The sequence below is a fragment of the Marinobacter sp. CH_CUG1437-1 genome (assembly GCF_037029655.1).
GTDB classification, from domain to species: domain Bacteria; phylum Pseudomonadota; class Gammaproteobacteria; order Pseudomonadales; family Oleiphilaceae; genus Marinobacter; species Marinobacter salsuginis.
Genome location: NZ_JAYMEW010000003.1, coordinates 410616 through 434701, shown reverse-complemented (window position 1 = coordinate 434701; position 24086 = coordinate 410616). Strand labels below are relative to the sequence as shown.

The following is a 24086-nucleotide window of genomic DNA, read 5'->3' as shown; positions in this document are numbered from 1 at the left end:
GTTTTTCTGGAAGCCAGACGGCACTCAGCCTCGCGGCCTACTCCAAAGGAGAGAATAAGAACATGTTAAAGAAACTATTAGTAGCCAACCGAGGCGAAATCGCAGTCCGGGTCATCCGAACCGCGAAATCACTGGGTTACCGCACCGTGGCCGTCTACTCCGAGGCTGACGCCAAAGCCATGCACGTGGAACTGGCTGACGAAGCCGTTTGCATTGGCCCGGCCCAGGTATCTGCTTCCTACCTGAACAGCGACGCTATCCTCGACGCTGCCCGCAAGACCGGCGCCGACTGCATCCACCCCGGCTACGGCTTCCTCTCCGAGAATTCCACCTTCGCCAACGCCTGCAAAGACGCCGGCCTGGTGTTCGTTGGCCCGCCCGCCTCGGCCATTGAGCTGATGGGCAGCAAACGGCGCTCCAAAATCGCCATGCAGGAAGCCGGCGTACCCGTTGTGCCCGGTTATGAGGGCCCTGTCAAAGGTAACAGTGCCAGCAACGACGAACTGATCGCCGCCGCCAAAGACATCGGCTTCCCGCTGATGATCAAAGCCTCCGCAGGCGGTGGAGGCCGCGGCATGCGCCTGGTTGAAAGCGAATCCGAACTGGCCGACAACATCAAAAGGGCCCGGTCTGAATCCAAGCAGGCCTTCGGCGACGACGAATTGATCCTCGAAAAAGCCGTGATTGAGCCCCGGCACGTGGAAATCCAGGTGTTCGCCGACCGGCACGGCAACGCCGTCTACCTGGGCGAACGAGACTGCTCGGTCCAGCGCCGGCACCAGAAAGTGGTCGAAGAAGCGCCCTCTCCCTTTGTAACTCCCGAACTGCGCCAGGCCATGGGCGAGGCCGCGGTGAAAGCGGCGCTGGCCTGTAACTACGAAGGCGCCGGCACCGTCGAGTTCCTTGTGGACAAACACCGGAACTTCTACTTCCTGGAAATGAACACCCGCCTGCAGGTAGAGCACCCGGTCACCGAGCAGATTACCGGCCAGGACCTGGTTGCTTGGCAGCTCACCGTTGCTGAAGGCCGTGAGCTGCCACTCACCCAGGACGAAATACAGCTCAATGGCCACGCCATTGAAGTGCGGCTCTATGCGGAGGATCCTGCTCACGGATTCACCCCCCAGACCGGACCACTGTATGCCTTTGAACCAGCAGAGGGAGAAGGCCTTCGATACGATACGGGCGTTCGCTCCGGAGACAGCATCACACCCCACTACGACCCCATGCTGGCCAAAGTCATTGCCTGGGGCCAGAACCGGGACGAAGCCCGTCGCCGCCTGATCCGGGCCCTGGAGGACACCACCGTATTCGGCGTGACCACCAACCGACATTTCCTGAGCCGGATTATCGCCGACGACACCTTCGGGGCTGGTGAGGCTACCACCGCCTTTCTGCAGCAGGCGTTCAGCGAGGATCCATCCCTGCAGCCCCAGACTCTGGATATACGCCAACTGGCGCTGGCCGCCTGCGTGCTTGACCATGGCATTGCCGGCCAGAGCGCCTGGAGCAATGCACCAGCCACCATGACACCAATCAAGCTCGAAAGTGGCGACGCCACTGTGGAGTTACTGGTGACCCGCAGCGGTAAACGGTTGACGTTCAACATGGGCGAAACCCGGCACACTCTGGTGCTTGAAAGCCAGCGGGATGGCCTGTTGTGCATTATCGACAATGGTGTTCGTCAGACTTGCCAATATCACCGCCAGGGCGATTCCTTATATTTGCAGGCGTTCGGGCAATCCTGGTCGGTTCGGGATGTTACCCATCAGCCTGCGCAAGGCGCAGGTGGCGCTGGCAGTGGAAGAATCCAGGCAACCATGGATGGCGCCATTATTGATGTGTTGGTAAAGGCTGGTCAGAGCGTTCGCCAGGGCGATACGCTGGTGATACTGGAGGCCATGAAAATGGAGCATCCGGTAAAAGCCGATCGAGACGGCATTGTAGGCGAGGTTCATGCCGGCAAGGGCGACCAGGTCAAACGCAGTCAGTTGTTGGTTGAAATCAGTGCCAGCGAGACAGCCGAACAGGAGAGTAACGCATGAGTACATTGCGTAACCGCACCGTTTTTATCACGGGCGCCAGCCGGGGCATTGGCCGCGCGATTGCCCTGGCCTGTGCCCGCCAGGGCGCCAATTTGGTGATTGCCGCCAAATCGGACACGCCACATCCGAAGCTACCCGGCACCATTCATACCGTGGCCGAGGAAGTACGCGAAGCCGGCGGACAGGCACTGCCGCTGGTTCTGGATGTGCGGGATGAAAAGCAGATTCGCCAGCGCATTGATGAAGCCGGCGAGCATTTCGGCGGCATTGACGCTCTGGTGAACAACGCCGGCGCCATCCGGCTGACTGGCGTGGAGAAGCTCAAGGTCAGCCGGTACGACCTGATGCATCAGGTCAATGCCCGGGCGGTCATGGCCTGCAGCCAGGCCGCCCTGCCCTGGCTCAAGAAGTCGGACCAGGCCCACATCCTGAGCCTATCGCCGCCTCTGAACCTGAATACCCGGTGGTTCGCCCAGTATGGGCCCTACACCACTACGAAATACGCCATGACCATGCTGAGCCTGGGCATGGCCGAGGAATTCAAGCGATATGGCATAGCGGTAAATACCCTGTGGCCGAAAACCCTGATCGCCACGGCGGCCATCGAGTTCGAAGTGGGCGGTCCGCAACTGATGGCCCAGGGCAGAAAGCCGGACATTATGGCCGATGCCGCCGTCAGCATCCTGGGCCGGTCGCCTGACACCATGACCGGCCAGAACCTGATTGATGAAGACCTGCTGAGGCAGGACGGTATGACCGACTTCGAGCACTACCGGTACGAGCCGGGCGAAAAGCCGCTAATGCCGGATCTGTTTCTGGACTGAGGCCGCGACATGCGTTGTTACAGGCTCTCAGTTCGCACAATAAAAGGGACCAACGGAAAAACCATGAGCCAAGACAACGTATCCGCACTGGACATTGCCCGCAGCCTGCCCGGCGTGCTTCGGCGCCTGCCGTCAATCACGCGGGGGCTTTATTACTATTCCCTCAAGAACGAGAAGCGAGAGCTCACTCTGGGCACGCTGATCGAAAACAACGCCCGATCCTTCGGCAATCGACCGGCCATCCTGTTCGAAGATCGAACGATCACCTGGAGCGAGCTGAATTCGTGGGCCAATCGTATCGCACGCTATCTGCAGGAACAGGGACTCACCAAAGGCGATGCCATTGCGGTATTCCTTGAAAACCGGCCGGAGCTGCTGGCCGTGGTGGCCGGCGCCGCCAAACTCGGTGTCGCCTGCGCCATGCTCAATACCTCCCAGAAAGGCAAGGTGCTGGAACACAGCATTAACCTGATTGAGCCGAAGATGACAGTTGTGGGCGAAGAGCTGGTGGAGGCCTTTGACGGTATCAAGGCAGAACTCAAGACCGACCACCCGCAGCCCTTCCAGTTTCTGGCAGACACCAATACCCTGAACGCATTTGGCGATGCCCCGTCCGGTTACGCCAACATGGCCGAGCAGGTCAGCACCTTCAACAGCGATAGTCCGGTGGTGAACACTCCCCCGAAAATGGGGGACAACGCCATTTACCTGTTTACTTCCGGCACCACCGGACTGCCCAAGGCGGCCCCGGGCTCGCACAGGAAGTTTATCAAGGCCTACGGCGGATTCGGCCTGATGTCGCTGGCCATGGAGCCGGAGGACGTTCTCTACTGCACCCTGCCCCTTTACCATGGCACCGCCCTGCTGGTGTGCTGGGGCTCAGTGCTGGCCGGCGGCTCGGCCATTGCCCTGCGCCGCAAATTCTCCGCCAGCGCCTTCTGGGACGATGTGCGCCGTTACCATGCCACCACCTTCGGTTATGTCGGCGAACTCTGCCGCTATCTGTTGAACCAGCCGCCGGGCGAGCAGGACCGCAACCACGGTCTCACCAAGATGGTCGGCAACGGCCTGCGCCCATCCATCTGGAAAGAATTCAAGGAACGCTTCGGCATAGAAACCGTGGCGGAACTCTATGCCTCCAGCGAGGGCAACATCGGCTTCAGCAACTTCTTCAACATGGACAACACCGTCGGTTTCTCCACCGCGCCTTACAAGCTGGTGAAGTTCCACGAAGGCACGCGGGACCCGGTGCGTAACGAAAAAGGCTTGATGCAGGAAGTGGCAAAAGGTGAGCCCGGCCTGTTGATCGGGGAGATCACCAAGAAATGGTCATTCGAAGGCTACACCCAGAAGGAGGCCACGGAAAAATCCATCCTCCGCAACGCATTCAAAAAAGGCGATGCCTGGTTTAACACCGGTGATGTACTGAAGGAAATCGGCTGCGGCCATCTGCAGTTCGTTGACCGCATGGGTGATACCTTCCGTTGGAAAGGCGAAAATGTCTCCACCACGGAAGTCGAGAACATCATAGACGGCTCTGGCATGGCAGAGGAAGCCATTGTCTACGGCGTCGAGATCCCCGGAACCAACGGCAAGGCCGGGATGGTGACGCTCGTGCCCCAGAGCAACGGCCGGGCCTTCGACATAAATCGCTTGTTCCGCTATCTGCAGGACAATTTGCCAGCCTATGCGGTACCGGTGTTCGTGCGCGTCACCCACGCCATAGAGAAAACCGGCACCTTCAAGTACCGCAAAGTGGATATCCAGAAGCTGGGCTATTCCCTCCGGGACGACGAGGAGGTTTATGCCTGGTTGACCGGGAGTGACGAGTATACCTTGCTGACGCCAAAGCTGGTTTCGGAGATTGACTCGGCTTCGGTCCGGTTTTGATGATTGGCCTTTTGTCTGGGCCCTAGCCTTGTGTGTTAGCGGAATGGTGAGCGTGGGTGCCTCCTCCCAAAAACCGCTACAAGCACGTCCGTGTGCGCTTGTTTCGGGCCGTCCTTGGCCCTCTACATTTTTGGGAGGAGGCACCCACCCTCACTAACGGGCTACAGCGATATAGTCTCCACAACCTGAGATATAACTGGTGTCAGAAGTTGCTGGTTGGAGGCACTTCCCAAAAATGTCGGCGGCCATGGATGGCCGACGCCAAGCGCACATGGATGTGCTCGTAGCGGTTTTTGGGAAGTGCCTCCAACCGGCAACCTCCCAAAGCTTTCAGGCTACGATAAAACTCAGGAGCCGACTTTAAGTACAACCTTGCCAGTCGCCTTGCGTTCAGTAAGGGCCCCAATTGCAGAGGCGTAATCCTCGAAGTCGTAGACGGCGCTGATCTTCGGATCGATCTTGCCTTCGGCATAGAGCTTCATCAGCTCCATCATGTTCTGCGCGCTCGCCTCCGGCTCGCGCTGGGTGAAGCTGCCCCAGAACACGCCAACCACGGAGCAGCCTTTCAGGAGCGTCAGATTGGCGGGGATTTTCGGTATATCACCGGCAGCAAAGCCGATGATCAGGTGGCGGCCGTTCCACCCCATGGCGCGAAGGGCCTGTTCGGTAAAGTCACCGCCGACCGGGTCGTAGATCACGTCCACGCCCTTGCTGTGGGTGAGCTTCTTTACCGCATCTTTGAGAGGCTCTTCGGTGTAGTTTATCAGCTCATCGGCGCCGGCCTCTTTGGCCACAGCCAGCTTCTCGGCAGAACTGGCCGCTGCGATGACCTTGGCGCCCATCGCCTTGCCGAGTTCGACCGTGGCGAGGCCAACGCCACCACTGGCGCCAAGAACGAGTAGCGTTTCGCCAGGCTGGAGGTTGCCTCGCTGTTTCAGGGCGTAATAGGAAGTGCCGTAGACCATGGTGAAGGCGGCGGCCTTCTCGTCTGACATGCCATCGGGAACGGGCAGCAGGTTCTGCTCCGGCACGATGACTTCTTCTGCAAAAGCGCCATAACCGGTCAGGCCTGCGACACGGTCCCCTACCTTGAAGCGCGTGACTTTGTCACCAACTTCGATAACCTCACCAGCCATTTCACCACCGGGCGAAAACGGAAGACTTGGCTTCAACTGGTATTTGTTTTCGATAATGAGGGTGTCGGGGAAATTCAGGCCGGCGGCTTTTACGCGGACTTTTACGCCTCGGCCTTTCACCTCAGGACTGGGAACATCTTCGATGACCAGCGTCTCGGCCGGTCCATATTCCTTGCAGAGGATGGCTTTCATGAACTCTCCATTTTTGTTTGATCGGGCTCCAGGCAGTGCACGCCTGTGATTGTTATCCGTCAAGCTAAACAGAGTCTTATCATGAAGCAAATAAAGTTCTTTTATCCAACCGCATAAGCAAGGCTAATTTTTACAGCATTTCCATCACAGCATGGTCCCGCCAATCACCAGAGCCCCCACCAGCACCAGACCAGCCACGATCAGGCCCATTTTCATTCCGGACGACAACACCTGGGGGGCGTCGCCAACGGATTGATTGTCGTCCCGATTGACCAGATTCTGATCCTGGCTGGAATTGCGTATTAGCTCGATCATTTTCTCGCACTGATCCGATGTGAAAGAGGACGGCTCGAAGGATTCCAGACCCTGCTCATCGAGGAAGTTCCGGACATCCCGGGAGAGAGGCACATACTTCATAGACCAGTTGCTAAAGGTCCGGCTTGTGAGCGGCTCTTCGATGAGGGTCACGACATTCTTATGGCGCTCATCCTTCAGAATGCGATCGAAGGTCCTGCGCACCGCATCTTCATCACCTTCAAGATATTGGAAAAAGCGGTCGTTGCCGTAATAAAGACCACCCACCAGTTGGTCTCTGGCGTTGTTTTTTCGGGAGGTCATCAGGATTCGCGCAACGTGAGGCTCTACACCTTTTTCCACCGGCTTGGCTTCGAACGTGGCTTCACTGGCATAGGCCAGACGCATCAAGGACATAGCAACTCCGTACAACAGGATAGACGTAAGATGAATCCAAGATACGTCTGAACGTGTCGTTATGGATCACAGTTCCGGGTGGCCACAAACCTGACAGGCCCGATCCGTAGATGAAAGGAGACGCTTTTTCCGCTATCCTCGGCGCTCAAAACCAGGCCATCAGGCCATTCTCCGCCTCTCCCGGGTTTCGCCATGCTCGACATCATCTACGTACTTGAAATGATAGGAATCGTCGCCTTCGCGATTTCCGGCATGATCGTGGCGCGCTCCAAGAATATGGATCCTGTGGGCGTGTTTACCATCGGATTTATCACGGCGCTAGGTGGCGGTACCCTTCGGGACCTGATCATGGACAACCACCCGCTCTACTGGATCAAGCATGAGGAACAGCCCATGCTGATTCTGGCGATGGCAATTGTCTTCAGTTACTGGAAACGGGCGGAGCGGCTTCGGGAGTCCAGAATCGTCTTTCCGGACGCCATCGGACTGGGAGTTTTTTCCATTCTGGGCGCCCAACTGGCCCTCGACCTTGGGCATTCGTGGTTTGTAGCCTCTCTTCTCGGCGTCATGACCGGTACCTTTGGCGGCGCACTACGAGACACTCTGTGCAATGAAGTGCCCTACATTTTCCGCAAAGACCAGATCTACGCATCCATTTCGTTTGCCGGTTGCTGGCTATATTTCGTCTGCCAGTGGTTCCTGGACAACGAGGCCCTGCCTCTGACAATCGGACTGCTTTTCATCGTGATCGTGCGCATGCTGGCCGTGCGGTTTGATATCCGACTCCAGCGGGATCCACACAACAGCTAGCCCCATCGGCTGCTTGACGAACTGTCAATCATCCCTTGGCCTGAGGCGCACGAGTCGGTAATATTGCCGTTTTTTCACGCAATCCACGAATTCCGCTCAGACCAGATTCCCAAATACTAACTTTCAGCATCCTGTGAGGCAGACACCCGTCATGCTTGAACGACTGTTCCAACTCCAGGCCCACGGCACCACCGTTCGTAAAGAAGTGGTTGCGGGCATTACCACCTTCCTGACCATGGCGTACATCATTGTGGTCAACCCGAGCATCCTGTCGTCTACCGGCATGGATTTCGGGGCTGTCTTCGTCGCTACCTGCCTTGCAGCCGTTATCGGCACGCTGATCATGGGGTTGTGGGCCAACTACCCCATCGCCCTGGCGCCGGGTATGGGACTGAACGCTTTCTTCTCCTTTACGGTCGTTGGCAGCATGGGCTACAGCTGGCAGGTGGCGCTGGGGGCGGTGTTCATATCCGGCTTCCTGTTCTTTCTGCTGAGCATTTTCAAGGTCCGCGAATGGATCATTAACAGCATCCCGATGTCCTTGCGGTTCGGCATTTCTGCCGGCATTGGTTTCTTTCTGGCCCTGATTGCGCTCAAGAACGCCGGCATTGTGGTGGATCATCCTGCAACTCTGGTTGGCCTTGGTGAAGTGAAGGTTGCCGAAAGCCTGCTGTTCTTTGGCGGCTTCGTGCTCATCTGCGCCCTGTCGTTCCGTCAGGTAACCGGCGCTGTCATGATTGGTATCATCGCGGTTACCGGCGTTGCCATGGCGCTGGGGATGGTGGAATACAAAGGCTTTGTTTCCGCGCCGCCCAGCCTGGCTCCCACTTTCATGCAGCTGGATCTGGCGGGCGCCCTGAACGTGGGCATGATCAGCGTTATTTTTGCGTTCCTGTTCGTTGACCTGTTCGACACCTCCGGCACGCTCATAGGCGCTGCCCAGCGTGGCGGACTGCTGGACAAGGACGGCAAGCTGCCGCGCCTGGGCCGGGCCCTGATGTCCGATTCGGTCGCCACCATGTCCGGTGCTGCCCTCGGCACCTCGACCACCACCAGCTACATCGAATCAACGGCGGGTATTTCCGCTGGCGGGCGTACCGGCCTGACCGCTGTGGTTGTTGCCGCACTGTTCCTGGCGTGTTTGCTGCTGTCACCCATTGCCAGCATCATTCCCGCCTACGCAACCGCTCCGGCGCTACTCTACGTTGCGGTTCTGATGGCCAGCGGCCTCAAACTGGTTGACTGGGATGACGTTACCGACGCGGCTCCGGCTGTGGTCACAGCCCTGATGATGCCGCTGACGTTCTCCATCGCAAACGGCATTGCCCTCGGGTTCATTACCTACGCCATCCTGAAGGCTCTGAGCGGCCGCTGGGCGGATTTGAACGCCAGCGTTGTTATTATTGCTGTCGTCTTTGTTCTGAAATTCATTTTCCTGGATGCGGCCTGATCCGCATCCAGAGCATTAACCGGAACGTTTATGGATTATTTTTCTGAGAGCATCAAGAAGGCGATTCGTACGGTGCCGGACTGGCCAAAGCCCGGCGTAGCCTTTCGTGATATCACCACGGTACTGCAGGACAAGACCGCATTCCGGAAGCTGATTGATGCCTTCGTACACCGCTATCACGGCCACAAGATTGATGCGGTGGCAGCGGTGGACGCGCGCGGTTTCATCATCGGCTCAGCACTGGCCTACGAGCTCAACGCGTCCCTGGTACTGGTGCGAAAGAAGGGCAAACTGCCATTCGATACCCTGGTGGAAGACTACGAGCTCGAGTACGGCACCGCCTCCGTCGAGCTGCACAAAGATGCCTTCAAGCCGGGCGATAATGTGGTACTGGTGGACGACCTGATTGCCACCGGTGGCACCATGCTGGCCGCGGCCCGGCTGATCCGCCGGATCGGCGCCGAAATTGTGGAAGTGGCCGCCATGATTGATCTCCCGGATCTCGGCGGCTCCCGCAAGCTTCAGGAAGAGGGTCTTCAGGTTTATACTGTCTGCTCGTTTGAAGGGGATTAACCGAACGTGGACAGGGGGCAGCCATGCCGGATTACCAACATCACTGGAAAGACGGCACTTCGATTCACCTGCCGTTAGGCAAGATCGTCTGTGTTGGCCGCAACTACGCGGAGCATGCAAAGGAACTGAACAACCCGGTGCCCGACGAGCCCCTGCTGTTCATCAAACCCTCCACCTCGGCCGTCCATATCACCCGCCCCCTGAGAATTCCGGCAGACCAGGGGGAGGTCCACTATGAAACCGAACTGGCCGTTCTCATTGGCCGCCCTCTGACCAACGCATCCGCCAGCCAGGCCGAAGCCGCAATACTCGGGTATGGCCTGGCGCTGGACCTGACCCTCCGGGATCTGCAAACCCGGCTCAAAGAGAAAGGGCAGCCATGGGAGCGCGCCAAGGGGTTCGATGGAGCCTGTCCCCTGTCACCGTTCATCTCGGCTGACAAACTCGCCGTGGACAACATTCACTTTACCCTGGATATCGACGGGCGCCGCCAGCAAACCGGTAACACCAGGGATATGCTGAATCCCATTGTGCCGTTAATTGCCCACATGAGCGGCCAGTTCAGCCTGCTTCCCGGCGATGTCGTGCTTACGGGTACACCAAAGGGCGTTGGCCCGTTGGTCTCCGGCCAGACCCTGTCACTTGAACTGGAAGACCTGCTGTTCGTGGAGACCAAAGTGGTTTAACGTGCAGGACCGGCTAAACCCAAATCCGGTCAAAGGCGTAATGGTATTTATGGCAAAGAAACCGGTTACCTCCCGACGTGGTCGCTTCTTCAAGCTCGCTGGCATGACTGCTTCCGTGGCAGGCCAGTATGCGGGCCAGCGTGCTCGCAGGCTTTTTCGCTCGGAGAACGACGAGGGCGCCCAGAGTGAAAGCTATACCCGCATGGCCGGGCAGATAGCCGACACCCTCGGGGAGCTCAAGGGTGCCGTGATGAAGGTCGGTCAGATTGCCTCCCAGACGCAGGATTTTCTGCCCCGGGAATTCTCGGAAGCCCTGGAAAAGCTGCAGAAAGAAGCGCCACCAATGCCGTTCGAGGTGATCGTGGAGCAGATCGAATCCGAGCTCGGGAAGCCGGTCTCCGAATTGTTCGAGTACCTCCAGGAAAAGCCTTACGCGGCCGCATCCATCGGTCAGGTGCACCGTGCCCGCCTGCACGATGGCACCGATGTGATCGTCAAGGTCCAGTATCCCGGCGTAGACGAATCCTGCGACTCGGACCTGAAACAGCTGAGAATGACGCTCAAACTCGGCGGCCTGCTGAAAATGCCAAAGGAATCCGTGGACAAGCTGTTCGCAGAAATCCGGGAACGCCTGAAAGAAGAGCTGGATTACGAAAACGAGGCCCGGAACATCGAGCTGTTCCGCAAGTTCCACGAACAACAGCCCTGGGTCCTGATCCCGGCGGTCATTCCCGGCCATTCCACCCGGCGGGTGCTGACCATGGAACTGGTGGAGGGCGATCACGTCAGCAAGGTCACCCGGGAGCAATACGATCAGGACACCGTCAACCTGATCGGCCATCGCATCTTCACCCTCATGGCGGACCAGCTATTCCGGTTCCAGTGCATCCACGGCGATCCCCACGCCGGCAACTTCGCCTACCGACCGGACGGCTCCATCATCATGTACGACTTCGGCTGCGTGAAAAAACTCAAGCCGGAGATCGTCGAAGCCTACCGCAACGCCCTCGTGGCCGCGCTTGATGAAGACTATGAGGCCCTGGACCGCTACCTGATCGACCTTGGCGCGCGGGTGGGAAGCCAGCCAGCCGTGGATGAAGCGTATTACGCGATGTGGCGGGACATACTCGTGGTGCCTTTTGAGCAGCGCGACCAACCATACGATTTCGCGGAAGCCGACATTCATAAACGCGTCGCCGAAAAAACCAGCACGGTGTTTAAATACCTCGACTATTTCAAACCACCTGTGGAGAGCATTTTCATTGACCGAATGATTGCTGGCCACTACTGGATGCTGAAAAGACTGGGGGTTCAGGCGGCATTTCGGTCAGAGCTCGAGAAATACCTTAAGGCTTCAGAGACCGCTGCGCCAGGATGAGCCTCGAGAAATGGAGAATTACTTCAGGCCATCAACCCACTCGGCCACACCCTCGGCAGCCCCCTTGCGAATGACCCGGGCACGGGACACTGAAGCGGGCTCTCCCGGGTCGACGACCGTGATGGGCACATCCATGTCCACCTCATACACCAGCCCCGCCGCCGGATAGACCTGGAGCGACGTCCCGACGATCAGCAGATGATCGGCGGTGCGCACAATGTCGGCGGCCTTTTCCAACATGGGAACTTCCTCACCGAACCAGACGATATGGGGGCGAAGCTGGGCGCCGCGGTCGCAGGTGTCGCCCGGATTGATATCACGATAACCAATGTCGTAAACCAGCTCCGGATACCTTGAACTGCGAGCCTTGGTGAGCTCGCCGTGAAGATGAATGACGTTGCTGGCGCCACCCCGTTCGTGGAGATCGTCCACGTTCTGGGTGATCACCGTTACCCGGTACCGCTTTTCCAACTCTGCCAGCAGGCGATGGGCCCGGTTGGGCTGGGCGGATTCCAGCTGGCGCCGGCGGTCGTTGTAGAACCTCAGCACCAGCTCCTGATTCCGGGCAAACGCCTCGGGCGTGGCCACATCGTACACACTGTGCTGCTCCCACAGCCCGCCGTTGTCACGGAATGTGGAGAGGCCGCTCTCGGCGCTGATACCTGCGCCTGTCAGTACAACGATGTGGTCCTGCATCAGTCGAAAATCTTGCCTGGGTTCATGATGCCGTTGGGATCGAATACCTTTTTAATACCTCTCAGGTAAGCGATCTCCGCCTCACTGCGTGTATATTGAAGATAGGGCTTCTTGGTCATACCCACACCGTGCTCGGCTGACACACTGCCCTGGTAGCGCTCGACAATCTCGAACACCCATTTGTTAACCTGCTGGCACTTTTCGAAAAAGTCCTCGTTGGCCATATCTTCCGGCTTGAGGATATTGAGATGCAGGTTGCCATCGCCGATGTGCCCGAACCAGATAATCTCGAAATCCGGATAGTGCTCGGTAACCACGGCGTCGATTTCCTGCAGGAAACCCGGCACCTTGGAGACCACCACGGAGATGTCATTCTTGTAGGGCGTGCGGGGCGCGATGGATTCGGAGATGCGCTCGCGCAACTGCCACAGGTTCTGGGCCTGGGTTTCGCTCTGGCTGATCACACCATCGAGCACCCAGCCGTTCTCCACACATTGCTCGAACAGCGTCATGGCGTCGTCCATCACCTGGTCGGAGACAGACTCGAACTCCAGCAAAGCGTAGTAAGGCGCTTCGGTTTCAAACGGCGCCTGCACCTGGCCATGGGCCAGCACGTGCCCCATGGCCTGATGAGAGAAAAACTCATAGGCGGTGAGGTCGATCTTTTTCTGGAAAGTCTGCAGCACGTCCATGGTGTTGGTCAGGTCGTTCAACCCCAACACCAGTACGGTCAGGTTATCCGGCTTGCGGGACAGCTTCATGGTCGCTTCCGTGATAAAGCCCAGTGTCCCCTCAGCACCAATAAACAGATGACGCAAATCGTAGCCGGTATTGTTCTTTTCCAGGTCCTTGTTCAGATCCAAGATATCGCCCTTGCCAGTGACTACCTTGAGCCCGGCCACCCAGTCCCGGCTCATGCCATAACGGATCACTTTGATACCGCCGGCGTTGGTGGAGAGGTTGCCCCCCAGTTGGCTGGAACCGGCGGAGGCAAAATCTACCGGGTAATACAGATCATTTTCTTCAGCAAAATTCTGGAGCTGCTCGGTCACAACGCCCGCCTGACAGCGAACCACTCGATCACTGGCGTTGAAATCCAGGATCTGGTTCATGTTGTCGAACGCCACAACCACTTCACCATTGGCGGCCACGGCACCGGCACTCAGACCTGTCCGGCCGCCGGAAGGCACCAGCGCCACCTGATTCTCATTGGCGAACTTCACCAGCGCCTGCACCTGCTCAGTGGTTTTGGGCAAGGCAATCGCCAAAGGTTTGGGTGGGTAGATCTTGGTCCAGTCCTTGCCATAGGTATCCAGATCTGCCGGGTCGGTCAGCACCTTGCCGGGTGCATCGCCAGTAGCCATCAGGTCTTTGAGGGAAGCAATGATCTGTTCAGAATTCATGGGCTATTCGGTCTCGTCAGGTTTCGGCCGGAGCATCCTGCAACAGGAGTCACAGACAGTTGATTCAGGCAAACCGGCGCGCTGTGAAAATCTGCGTTTATGGTATCATACCGGCCCTGTTCTGTGAGCCAGCCCCGACGATCACTGGCCACAGGTCATTTCACGTGACGAAAGGTTCGGAAGCAAGCCCATGTCAAATACGTCTCTTGAGAAGAGCAAAATCCGTATCCTGCTGCTGGAAGGCGTCCATCAATCTGCCATTGATACCCTGAACGCTGCGGGCTATACCAACATCGAGTACCTGTCTCACTCGCTGGCCGAGGAAGAGCTGATTGAGAAAATTGCCGATGCGCACTTCATCGGTATCCGCTCGCGCACCCAGCTGACAGAGAAAGTATTTGAAGCCGCCAACAAGCTGGTGGCCGTGGGTTGTTTCTGTATCGGTACCAACCAGGTGGATCTCCAGGCAGCCACCCGGCGCGGCATTGCCGTATTCAACGCGCCCTTCTCCAACACCCGGAGCGTTGCCGAACTGGTTCTGGCCCAGGCCATCCTGCTCCTGCGTGGTGTTCCAGAGAAAAACGCCAAAGCCCATCGCGGCGAATGGCTGAAGTCCGCCAAGGACAGCTACGAAATCCGCGGCAAGAAGCTGGGCATCATCGGCTACGGCAACATCGGCACCCAGTTCAGTGTCCTGGCCGAGGGCCTGGGCATGGATGTGTATTTCTACGATGTAGTGTCAAAGCTGTCGATCGGTAACGCCACTCAGGTGGGCACGCTCCAGGAGCTGCTCAACATTGCCGACGTGGTCAGCCTGCACGTGCCGGAAACACCGGCCACCAAGTACATGTTCAAGGCCGAGCAGTTTGCCCAGATGAAGCCCGGCAGCATTCTGATGAATGCCTCCCGTGGCACGGTTGTCGACATTGATGCCCTGGCCGACGCTCTGCGCAGTGGCAAACTGCTGGGCGCCGCCATCGATGTATTCCCGGTGGAACCCAAATCCAACGATGAGGAGTTTGTGTCTCCGCTACGGGAATTCGATAACGTGATCCTGACCCCGCACGTGGGCGGCTCCACCATCGAAGCCCAGGAGAACATCGGTCGGGAAGTGGCGGAAAAACTGGCCATGTACAGCGACAACGGCACGTCTGTTTCGTCCGTGAACTTCCCGGAAGTGGCCCTGCCGTCACACCCCAACCAGCACCGCCTGCTGCACATCCACGAGAACGTGCCGGGCGTGATGTCCGAAATCAACCAGGTATTCTCGGAGAACGGCATCAACGTCTGCGGTCAGTACCTGCAAACCAAGGAAGACATTGGTTACGTGGTTGTGGATGTGAACAAAGAATACGGCGAGCTGGCGCTGGAAAAGCTGCTCAAAGTGAAGGGAACGATTCGCTGCCGCGTCCTGTTCTGATTCATGGCCTGAGACAAAAACCGGAGCATTTGCTCCGGTTTTTTATGGCCTTAGAACAGCGACTTACTGCATGGGCACGAGCGTCAGCTCAACGCGACGGTTCTGCTCACGACCGGCCGGGGTATCGTTGGAGGCCACAGGGTAGCGCTCACCATACCCCACAGCACGGGTACGCTTGGGCTCAATGCCCTGATTCAGCAGGAAGTCACGTACTGAGGATGCGCGACGCTCACTGAGCAGCTGGTTGTAGCTGTCCGAACCAGAGCTGTCGGTATGGCCTTCAATCTGAATAATCGTTTTGTCGAATTCCTTCAGCACCAGGGCAACTGACTCGAGAGTGCCGCTGAATGAAGGCTTGATCGTCGATTCATTCAGATCAAAGGTGATGTTGCCCGGCATGATCAGTTCGATCTCGTCGCCGTTACGCACGACGCGAACACCGGAACCCTCCAGCTTGCGACGCAGCTCGGCTTCCTGCTTATCCATGTAGTAACCAACGCCACCGCCGATAGCAGCACCACTGGCCGCGCCAATCAGGGCGCCTTTTCCCCGATCACTCTTACTGGAAGTTGCGGCACCGATTGCCGCACCGCCAATCGCGCCAATAATGCTTCCTTTGGTCGCATTCGACGTTTTCTCTTCGCCGGTGTACGGGTCATAGGTCATACAACCACCAAGACCAAACGTTGCCACTGCAAATGCAAAAATCATCTTCTTCACAGCTTTCTCCTGTGCCTGGTTTCTTCAGCAAACCCGATTCAACGGGTCCTCTTTGCCGAATTCGTGAATGTATCAATGATGGTATTGAATACGGTTGCCTGTAAATCCTGAGCTTCGTTCACAAGATGATGACGTCCGTCAGGGATTTTCAGTTCCTCCACCGCCGAAAATTTATTCCGGATAATGCGCAAATTATGTTGCCAATCGACTGTCAGGTCCTTTTCACCTTGCACGACGGTCACTGGAAAGTCGACAGGCCGGGCCGATTCGATATGGGGCACCCACTTTCGCAACGCACTCACCCAATCTACGTGTACCGCCCTGGCCTGGAGCGGATCGTGTTCACGCAGAAACCTCAGAAAACGGCTATTACCGCTGTTCTCCGCAAACACCCGGCGCCAGCGGGAAATGAACGGTTTGGCGATGCTATGGAGTACCTTGGCTCCTAACCAGCCCGCCGGCCTTACCAGTGGCGCCAGCAGCACTACTTTCCGAAAATCCGAGGTCTGCTGATTGTGCTGATTGGACAACAGATAGTCGATCAGGATCGCGCCACCGGTGCTCTGGCCCACCGCAAACCAGGGCTGGCGTACCTTGTCTCTGACCTTGGCCATCACATCTGTCAAGACACCCTGGTATTCGAGAAAACTTCCAATCGCCGCCGGCGTGCCGCTGGAAAGACCATGTCCCGGTTGATCATAAGCCAGCACATCAAAGCCGGCGCCCAGACAGCGGTCAATCAACTGGCTGTAAAGCCCAACATGATCGAAGTAACCATGCATAATAAACACTGTGCCGCGTTCACCTGCCTGCTCCGGCAACCGGAAATAATGCACCATGACCTCGTGATCACACGCGTTGACGTACCCCTGATGGTAAGCAACGTCCGGGTGCTCCACCCAGAGATCCAGACCGTAAAAGCGGCAGTAGGCGACCATTTCGTCGCTGAGATCCCGCGCGCAGGCCGGATCGAAGGGTTCGAGCCTGTCCAGAAGCGAGTGCCTGTCCCAATCCGGTATTTCTATGGTATCTGTTTTCCAGTACACGTAGAGTTAAACGCCTGTCATGAATAGATTATAAATTTTGGCCTCCAATCCTAACCCATAGCAGGGGAAAGACACAGATGTTGCAACACCTTCTGGAGAGTGCGTTGCGCCAGACCATGAACCGGCTGGTAAGACCGGTTCTCAACCCGACGGTGCCGGTTCCGCTTCAGCGACGCATTGTGCGCCAGGCTTACAGGAGTTCGATACCGCCCAAGGGTGCAAAATTCGAAGCCACCACGGTTGGCGGTATTCCCGTTACCCGAACCAGTTTCAGCATCAAGCCGCACGGCGCTGTTCTCTATCTGCACGGCGGTGGCTATATCATTGGTTCTTCGAGTACCCACCGCGGCATAACCGGGCACCTGGCAAAAACCAGCAATTGCAGCATTGTTACGCCTGATTACCGGCTGGCACCCGAGTTCCCCTTTCCCGCAGCTCTGGACGATGCGGAAGCTTGCTGGAACGGCCTGCTGGAGCAGGGCCTCAAGCCGGAGCAGATCGCTGTCGCAGGGGATTCCGCCGGCGGCGGCCTCGCCGTTGCCCTGGCCATGCGGCTACGCGACAAGCAGCAGTCCCTTCCGGCATCGCTAACAGTATTTTCACCCTGGGTAGACCTCACTCAGGATCAACTCTATGAACCCGAATGTGAGCCGGTACTCCAGCCAAGCTGGACCAGTAAGGTAGCAAAGCTCTATGCCGGAAAGGAGTCCCTGAGCAATCCGCTTATCTCACCGGTATTCGGCGACCTGAGCGGCCTTCCGCCCCTGCTGATCCAGGTGGGTAGCCAGGAGATTCTGTTGAATGATGCCGAGCGGCTGGCCGAAGCGGCAAACCGTCAGGATGTGGAAGCCCGCCTGGAGATATACAACAGCCTCTGGCACGTTTTTCAGGTGCACAGCGGTCAGCTCGACAGGGCCACAAAGGCGATGGAAACCGCTGGCGAACACATCAAACGTCATCTGGCAGGCTGAGTTCACCCCGGACAAGGGCCTCTTTCCTTAGCCGGGGCCACTGCTTGATGTGCCACTCCAGACGGGCAGCCTGGCTTCTGTCGCCAGCGGCGGCGCTGAAGACCAGTTCCAGTGGCCCCTTTCCCCTCAGACTACGGGCGCCCCTGGGCGCGCCCGCCTGGTGTTCGCGGAAACGTCGTTCAACGTCGGTCGTTATTCCGGTGTAGAGCGCTCCACTGGCGGTTCGAACCATGTAGACAAACCAGCTAGCCAAGATTTAATGCCTCTTCCCTGTCTTTGACTTTTTTCTGCTGGATCCAGAGCCCCATCATGATAAGAACCAGGCCAATGTAGGTGGAGGGCAGAATATGCTCCCCCAGAATGAAATAGATGAACACCAGTGACAGGAAAGGAGAGATGAAAATCAGATTGCTGACTTTCGACGTGTTCTCTGCCTTCTTCATGGCGTAGGACCAGAGCACAAAGGCAATGCCCATCTCGAAAACGCCAACGTAAACCGCAGCGGCAAGCGACGTTCCCGAAGCGAAATTCAGGCCCTCTGTCCACCAACAGATCAGCAGAATCACCGGGAGCCCACACAGAAAATTCAGGAACAGGCCAACCACCGGATCGCGGGTATCCCGGGTGGCAATAATCCAGTAGGACGCCCAGACCACGGTGCTACCAAGGGCGAGAGAAACACCCAGAGGGTCCTCGAAACTCAGCGAAGTCACCGCTCCACGGGTGGCAATGACCACTACGCCGGCATAACAGATCAGGCCTGCCACAATATCCAGCTTGCGCAGCCGGTGCCCAAGAAAAGGCACCGACATGTAGGCCAATACCAGCGCCCAGGTGTAATTCAGCGGTTGCGCTTCCTGGGCCGGCAACCTGTCAAACGCCCCGAACAACAAAAAATAGTACAGGCAGGGATTGATCAGCCCCATGCCGAACGACTGGGCGTACTGTTTGCGACTGAGAGAAAACACCAGATGCCAGCGCCCCTGCAGCATCAGAATGACGGCCATGACGACCACAGACGCACTGCAGGCAATCAACAGCATCTGAACGGGCGCCAGCTCCCTGAGCGACAGCTTGAAAGCGGTTGCCACTGTTGACCACAATAGCACCGTGCCCAGGCCATAAAGCATCGCCTGCTTCTGGTTTTTCATTCACGGCCTCCTGCCAGCCACTGGAACTCCATCGATTTTCTCCTCTACCCGCGGGATCGTTTGGCCGACAGTGTAATGCAATCGAACCCTGTTACCCACGGCAGGGCGCATTCTTGTGTTACCTTGTCTACCAATGTCGAAAAGGATTGAGAAAACTGGAGCCCCGTTATGCCCGCTGCCCGTATCAGGTTCTGGCCATTAAGCATCGCCTTGGTCATTGCGCTGGCCGGCTGCTCAGACAGCCAAACCGACCATGGGCCCGAGGCCGCCAAGGCACCGGAAGCGCCCGAATACCCCGTCACCTGGCGCTTCGCCCTGGAGGAAATCGAGGGTAGCGTTCAACACGCCTATGCCGAAGCCCTGAAAGAACGCATAGAAGAGCGTTCTGAAGGCAAGATTGAAGTCGATATCTTTCCCTACGGCTCTCTCGGCACCTCGGCGCAGCTCACCGAACTCGTCAAGAACGGTTCGGTCAGTCTTGCCTTCGCCTCTCCCGGGCACCTGGCCAACACCATCCCGGAAGTGGGCCTTTTCACTCTGCACTATGTTCTGCCGGACGACGCTGAGGTGACCCGACAGCTTCTGGCGAGTCCGGAACTCCTTAATCTGTTTGAACAGCCCTATGCCGACCAGAACATGAAATTGCTTGGCTTCGTGCCAGAGGGCTGGATGGCCTGGACGGCCAACAAAGCGCTGCGCACACCGGACGATTTCAATGGCCAGCGGATACGCACCATGACATCCGACATGGCCGAGGAAGCCTTTCGAGCCTATGGCGCCGAACCGAGTCAGATCCCCTATTCACAGGTCTACAGCGACCTTCAGCTACGTAAGATCGATGGCCAGAGCAATCCCGTTTTTGCCATCGAGGAAATGGATTTCTATGAAGTGCAGAGCACCATGACGCTTGCCCGGCCGGCACAGTTCGTTGCCTCCGTGGTCTCAAATCTTGATTGGTACAACGCGTTGCCGGAAAACCAGCAACAATGGCTTGATAACGGTCTCAATGATGTTGCGCAGATTGCCTGGGAGACCCAGGAGGAACTGAATCAGACCCGGCTGGAAAAAATGTTGGAAGAAGGACACCTGAAAGTTGTCCGCCTGACAGATGCAGAGCGGGAGGCATTTCGGCAAGCCAGCATGCCTGTGCGTGACCTCTATCTGGAACGCACCGGCGAGAGCGGACAGCGTATTTTCGAGCGTTTGCAACAACTGATCGAAGAGCTGGACGCCAATAAGCCGGAGTAGACTGCCGGACTATTCCGGCACCAGCCATCCAATATCATGAGTCAGATTCAGAACATCTGGCCCGGCTACATCACTCATCATCGCCGATAAACGGGAATCAAAGCCCCAGGGCGGATTCACCACCAGCATGCCCGATCCGACCATGCCCCGCTCCGGCGGCTTTCTGAGATGCACTTCGCTACACAGCACCTTGCGCACGCCGGTGCGCCCGACAGCCTCTTTCAGTTGCTGCTGCAATCCGCTCGTGAGTATCGGATACCAGACCAGATAAACCCCGTGACGGCACTTTTGCCAAGCCTTTGCCAGGGTTTCAGCGACCTCAACGTAGTCAGATTTAATTTCATAGGAAGGATCAATGAGCGTCAGCAACCGTGGCTGTTTCGGTGGCAGCTGCTTCAGAAGGCCGGCCAGGCCATCCTGTTTGAGCACGCGGACGGGGGCTTCGGCGGCCCATCCCGCCAGCTGTTCGCTCTCGGATGGATGGAGTTCGAACAACGTCAGCGCATCCGCGGGCCGTAGAAAATGCCGGAACCACACCGGAGACCCCGGGTAAACAGAGAGCTCTCCGTCACCGGCATTGAATCCTGCCAGCACGTCCAGAAACGGCTTCCAATCCCCGGACCTTAGCCTATCTCTTCCGCTCCATACCTTTTGAACGCCGTAATCAGCCTCTCCTGTCTTTCGGGCTCGCTCACTGCGCAAATCGTATATGGCGCTGCCGGCGTGGGTGTCGAAACAGGCAATGCCGGATGTTTTCGACTGCATCATCGCAAGGGCAAGCGCCAGTGAACTGTGTTTCTGGACATCGGCAAAATTGCCGGCGTGGAAGGCGTGTAGATAGCTCAACATACAAAAATAGCTCCCTGGTAACGGAGCCATTAAGCCCGATCACAGTTGCCAAGAGCAAGAGACCAGACACGCATCATGGTCACACCCCCTATTCCCGCTTGCCTTTTCATCAGTCGGCAACCATAATCGTGAACGCTAATTTTTCTCATTTTCACCACGATTACCAAAACTGGAGAAAGGAATGAAATCCATGTTTCGTCCGGCCCCACTGGCGCTAACAGTGGCCGCCATGCTAACTGCGGGATGCGCTTATACTCCCTGGGCCTCAGAGAAGCCAGAACCCGCTACCAAGGCTTCCGTAGTTGAACACTATGCCGACCTTGCTCACGCCAACTATGAAGATGCCCTGATTACCGCCCGCGCGCTGGACGACGCTACCGATCGGCTGATTGCCAACCCGACCGAAGAGAACCTTGCAGCCGCAAAAGAAGCCTGGCTCGCCGCGCGAATCCCCTACCAGCAAACTGAAGTATTCCGGTTTGGCAACGCTATTGTCGATGACTGGGAAGGACAACTGAACGCCTGGCCGCTGGATGAGGGCCTGATCGATTACGTTAAGGCTGACGGCTACCAGCACGAGTTGGGCAACTCCGGGGCCACCGCCAATATCATCGCGAGCAAAAGCATCAATGTGGGCGGTGAAACATTGAATGTGGCCTCTCTCTCCCCTGCACTGCTGGCCGATCTGAACGAAGTAGGCGGATCTGAAGCCAACGTGGCTACCGGCTACCATGCAGTTGAATTTTTGCTCTGGGGCCAGGATCTGCACGGTTTCGAAAGCGGCGCCGGTGAGCGCCCGGTTACGGATTACGCCGAGGGCGCTGATTGCACCAATGGCAATTGTGAACGTCGCGGGGAATACCTGGACGCGGTAACCGACCTTCTGGTCTCTGATCTGGAGTGGATGGTGGCCCAGTGGGCACCCGGTGCCAGCGACAATTATCGCGCCCAGCTGACTGCAGCCGACGCCAATGAAGGTGTTCAGAAAATGCTGTTCGGAATGGGCTCCCTGTCCCTGGGTGAACTGGCCGGTGAACGGATGAAGGTTGCCCTGGAGGCCAACTCCTACGAAGATGAGCACGACTGCTTCAGCGACAATACCCACAATTCCCACTACTACAACGGCCAGGGCATCCAGAATGTCTATACCGGCACCTACCGTCGTGTCGACGGCAGCCTGGTGACTGGACCCTCTCTGTCTGACCTTGTTCAGCAGAGCAACCCTGAACTGGATGCGCGCCTGAACAATCAGTTGGATGCGTCCATGGAAGCCCTCGCCCTGATGAAGGCTCGTGCAGAGAGCAGCGAGAACCCCATGGCATTCGATACCATGATCGCACCGGGGAACGCCGAAGGTACCCGGATCGTCAACGGCGCTATCATGGCGCTGGTCGCCCAGACCGGATCCATTGAGCAGGCTGCGCGGGACCTTGGCATCAAAGCCCTGTCTCCGGATGACGCCGGTCACGCGTTCTGAGCATGATGATACCGTTCGCCTTGATCGGTGCGCTGGCAATTGCCAGCGCACCCGTCTCCGCCCAAACCCACGCTGGTTACCCTATTCAGACCACTCCCGCCACCGGTGGCGAGGGGACGGTTCAGCAGTCAGATACCAACGCCTATTCGCTGCCCCAGGGCAATCTGTCCATGACCAAGCGTCTGGATTTCAGCGTGGGCAACAGCTTCTTCCGGAACCCCTGGGTCGAGGCACCGGCGAGCACCGATGCCCGTGATGGCCTTGGTCCGCTGTTCAACACCAACTCCTGCCAGGGATGCCACATCAAGGATGGTCGCGGACATCCCCCCGGTGTTGATGAACCGCCAGTTTCCCTGTTTCTGAGGCTGGCAGTGCCTGCTGATCCGGTACGGGACGCCGAAATTCTGCGCAAGCACGGTTTTAAACCGGCACTGGTCTACGGCAGCCAGTTGCAGACCGCTGCACTTCCCGCGGCAAAGCCCGAGGCCGATCTCGTCATTGAATGGACGCCGGTGAAAAAGACCCTGGCGGACGGCACTGTTGTGGAATTGCGCAAACCTGTGTATCGCATCGAAAACCCAAACTACGGTCCGTTGCCCGACGACCTGCTGGTTTCACCCCGGGTAGCACCGCAGATGATCGGAATGGGCCTGCTGGAAGCCATCCCCATCGAAAAGCTGCAAGCCCTTCATGACCCTGACGATGCCGACGGCAATGGCATTTCCGGAAAACTCAACCAGGTCTGGGATCTGGCAACGGAACAGACGCGGCCCGGCCGATTTGGCTGGAAGGCAGCGGAGCCGGATGTCCATCAGCAAAGCATGGGTGCCTTCGCCGGAGATATGGGCCTGACCTCGACCCTGAAACCCACAACCGACTGCATGCCCGAGCAGAACTGTGAGCGGTTTGCCCATGGCGGCGAACCGGAAGTAAGCGATAAGGTTGCCAACTTTGTAACCTTCTATGCCAAGAGCCTCGCCGTTCCGGCCCGCCGCAATCTTGACTCCGGTTCGGTTCAACAAGGAGCAAAACTGTTCAACGAAATTGGCTGCGCTGGTTGTCATACTCCCCGACACCAGACGGGTGAGGTAGCCGAACGCCCGGACCTCAGCAATCAGACTATCTGGCCCTACACAGACCTGCTGCTTCATGACATGGGCCCAGCTCTGGCGGATGGACGTGATGAATTCCTGGCCAATGGCAGCGAATGGCGAACACCCCCGCTGTGGGGCATTGGACTGGCGCAAGTAGTGAATCCTCAGGCCGGGTTCCTGCACGACGGTCGTGCCCGCACACTGGAAGAAGCCGTGCTCTGGCATGGTGGTGAGGCAACGACCGCCGCCGAACACTACCGCAAGATGTCGTCCGGGGATCGTTCGGCCCTGATTGATTTCCTGAATTCACTCTGAG

22 protein-coding genes are annotated in these 24086 nt (G+C 57.6%); 13 read left to right on the top strand and 9 right to left on the bottom strand.

What is annotated here, in order from left to right:
• Positions 1-62: 62 nt before the first annotated feature.
• The 3 genes from WA411_RS10830 (at position 63) to WA411_RS10820 (ending at position 4759) form a co-directional block, all read left to right on the top strand.
• Positions 63-2045, top strand: coding sequence for an acetyl-CoA carboxylase biotin carboxylase subunit (locus WA411_RS10830; protein WP_291906038.1), 1983 nt, complete (start codon positions 63-65; stop codon positions 2043-2045).
• Positions 2042-2869, top strand: coding sequence for an SDR family oxidoreductase (locus tag WA411_RS10825; RefSeq protein ID WP_291906039.1), 828 nt, complete (start codon positions 2042-2044; stop codon positions 2867-2869). The genes WA411_RS10830 and WA411_RS10825 overlap by 4 nt, the downstream gene beginning before the upstream one ends.
• 63 nt (positions 2870-2932) lie before the next feature.
• A complete protein-coding gene (locus WA411_RS10820) occupies positions 2933-4759 on the top strand; it encodes a long-chain-acyl-CoA synthetase (protein WP_291906041.1) in 1827 nt (608 codons plus the stop codon).
• A 347-nt stretch (positions 4760-5106) separates the two neighbouring features.
• Here the strand turns inward: WA411_RS10820 and WA411_RS10815 are convergent, their stop codons facing one another.
• Together WA411_RS10815 and WA411_RS10810 are read right to left on the bottom strand one after the other, a co-directional pair.
• On the bottom strand, positions 5107-6087 hold the full coding sequence (locus WA411_RS10815; RefSeq protein ID WP_291906043.1) for an NADPH:quinone oxidoreductase family protein: 981 nt from the start codon (positions 6085-6087) through the stop codon (positions 5107-5109).
• 144 nt (positions 6088-6231) lie between these two features.
• Positions 6232-6798: a BLUF domain-containing protein gene (locus WA411_RS10810; protein ID WP_291906045.1), complete on the bottom strand. Its 567-nt coding sequence runs from the start codon at positions 6796-6798 to the stop codon at positions 6232-6234.
• 192 nt (positions 6799-6990) lie between these two features.
• Between WA411_RS10810 and WA411_RS10805 the strand changes: the two genes are divergently transcribed.
• From WA411_RS10805 to WA411_RS10785, 5 genes are all read left to right on the top strand, one after another.
• Positions 6991-7608, top strand: a complete 618-nt coding sequence (locus WA411_RS10805; protein WP_069182986.1) for a trimeric intracellular cation channel family protein — start codon at positions 6991-6993, stop codon at positions 7606-7608.
• Positions 7609-7759: 151 nt separating this feature from the next.
• Positions 7760-9058, top strand: a complete 1299-nt coding sequence (locus tag WA411_RS10800; protein ID WP_069182985.1) for an NCS2 family permease — start codon at positions 7760-7762, stop codon at positions 9056-9058.
• A 30-nt stretch (positions 9059-9088) separates the two neighbouring features.
• A complete protein-coding gene (locus WA411_RS10795) occupies positions 9089-9631 on the top strand; it encodes an adenine phosphoribosyltransferase (protein WP_069182984.1) in 543 nt (180 codons plus the stop codon).
• A 23-nt stretch (positions 9632-9654) separates the two neighbouring features.
• Positions 9655-10317, top strand: coding sequence for a fumarylacetoacetate hydrolase family protein (locus WA411_RS10790; RefSeq protein WP_291906048.1), 663 nt, complete (start codon positions 9655-9657; stop codon positions 10315-10317).
• A gap of 49 nt (positions 10318-10366) precedes the next feature.
• Positions 10367-11695: an ABC1 kinase family protein gene (locus WA411_RS10785; RefSeq protein ID WP_291906049.1), complete on the top strand. Its 1329-nt coding sequence runs from the start codon at positions 10367-10369 to the stop codon at positions 11693-11695.
• A gap of 18 nt (positions 11696-11713) precedes the next feature.
• Here the strand turns inward: WA411_RS10785 and WA411_RS10780 are convergent, their stop codons facing one another.
• Entirely contained in the window at positions 11714-12391 is a 678-nt protein-coding gene (locus WA411_RS10780) for an SIR2 family NAD-dependent protein deacylase (RefSeq protein WP_291906051.1), read from the bottom strand.
• Complete coding sequence (locus WA411_RS10775; protein ID WP_069182981.1) at positions 12391-13794, bottom strand: FAD-binding oxidoreductase; 1404 nt, start codon at positions 13792-13794, stop codon at positions 12391-12393. Before WA411_RS10775 ends, WA411_RS10780 begins: the two co-directional genes overlap by 1 nt.
• Positions 13795-13984: 190 nt before the next feature.
• Here WA411_RS10775 and serA point away from each other — a divergent pair, with 190 nt between their 5' ends.
• The gene (gene serA / locus WA411_RS10770) at positions 13985-15214 is read left to right on the top strand and encodes a phosphoglycerate dehydrogenase (RefSeq protein ID WP_069182980.1); all 1230 of its coding nucleotides are present in this window, start codon (positions 13985-13987) and stop codon (positions 15212-15214) included.
• Positions 15215-15277: 63 nt separating this feature from the next.
• Here serA and WA411_RS10765 read toward each other — a convergent pair whose 3' ends face one another.
• A complete protein-coding gene (locus tag WA411_RS10765; protein ID WP_227549357.1) occupies positions 15278-15925 on the bottom strand; it encodes an OmpA family protein in 648 nt (215 codons plus the stop codon).
• A 47-nt stretch (positions 15926-15972) separates the two neighbouring features.
• Complete coding sequence (locus WA411_RS10760) at positions 15973-16980, bottom strand: alpha/beta hydrolase (protein ID WP_291906055.1); 1008 nt, start codon at positions 16978-16980, stop codon at positions 15973-15975.
• A 77-nt stretch (positions 16981-17057) separates the two neighbouring features.
• On the opposite strand from WA411_RS10760, the gene WA411_RS10755 reads away from it, so the two are divergent.
• Positions 17058-17951 carry an alpha/beta hydrolase gene (locus WA411_RS10755; RefSeq protein WP_291906057.1) on the top strand — a complete coding sequence of 298 codons (894 nt, stop codon included), beginning with the start codon at positions 17058-17060 and terminating at the stop codon, positions 17949-17951.
• Here WA411_RS10755 and WA411_RS10750 read toward each other — a convergent pair.
• Entirely contained in the window at positions 17929-18183 is a 255-nt protein-coding gene (locus WA411_RS10750; RefSeq protein ID WP_291906670.1) for a GIY-YIG nuclease family protein, read from the bottom strand. The two genes, WA411_RS10755 and WA411_RS10750, sit on opposite strands and share 23 nt — an antisense overlap.
• Positions 18184-18196: 13 nt before the next feature.
• Entirely contained in the window at positions 18197-19102 is a 906-nt protein-coding gene (locus WA411_RS10745) for a DMT family transporter (RefSeq protein ID WP_222465021.1), read from the bottom strand.
• A gap of 168 nt (positions 19103-19270) precedes the next feature.
• Between WA411_RS10745 and WA411_RS10740 the strand changes: the two genes are divergently transcribed.
• On the top strand, positions 19271-20350 hold the full coding sequence (locus WA411_RS10740; RefSeq protein WP_136631600.1) for a TRAP transporter substrate-binding protein: 1080 nt from the start codon (positions 19271-19273) through the stop codon (positions 20348-20350).
• A gap of 9 nt (positions 20351-20359) precedes the next feature.
• Here WA411_RS10740 and WA411_RS10735 read toward each other — a convergent pair whose 3' ends face one another.
• Positions 20360-21199 (bottom strand): 23S rRNA (adenine(2030)-N(6))-methyltransferase RlmJ, encoded by an 840-nt coding sequence (locus WA411_RS10735; RefSeq protein ID WP_069182973.1) that lies wholly within the window; start codon positions 21197-21199, stop codon positions 20360-20362.
• Between the two features lie 181 nt (positions 21200-21380).
• Between WA411_RS10735 and WA411_RS10730 the strand changes: the two genes are divergently transcribed.
• Both WA411_RS10730 and WA411_RS10725 read left to right on the top strand, forming a co-directional pair.
• Positions 21381-22676 (top strand): imelysin family protein, encoded by a 1296-nt coding sequence (locus WA411_RS10730; protein ID WP_291906061.1) that lies wholly within the window; start codon positions 21381-21383, stop codon positions 22674-22676.
• 2 nt (positions 22677-22678) lie between these two features.
• On the top strand, positions 22679-24085 hold the full coding sequence (locus tag WA411_RS10725; RefSeq protein WP_291906064.1) for a di-heme oxidoreductase family protein: 1407 nt from the start codon (positions 22679-22681) through the stop codon (positions 24083-24085).
• The last annotated feature ends 1 nt before the right edge of the window (position 24086 follow it).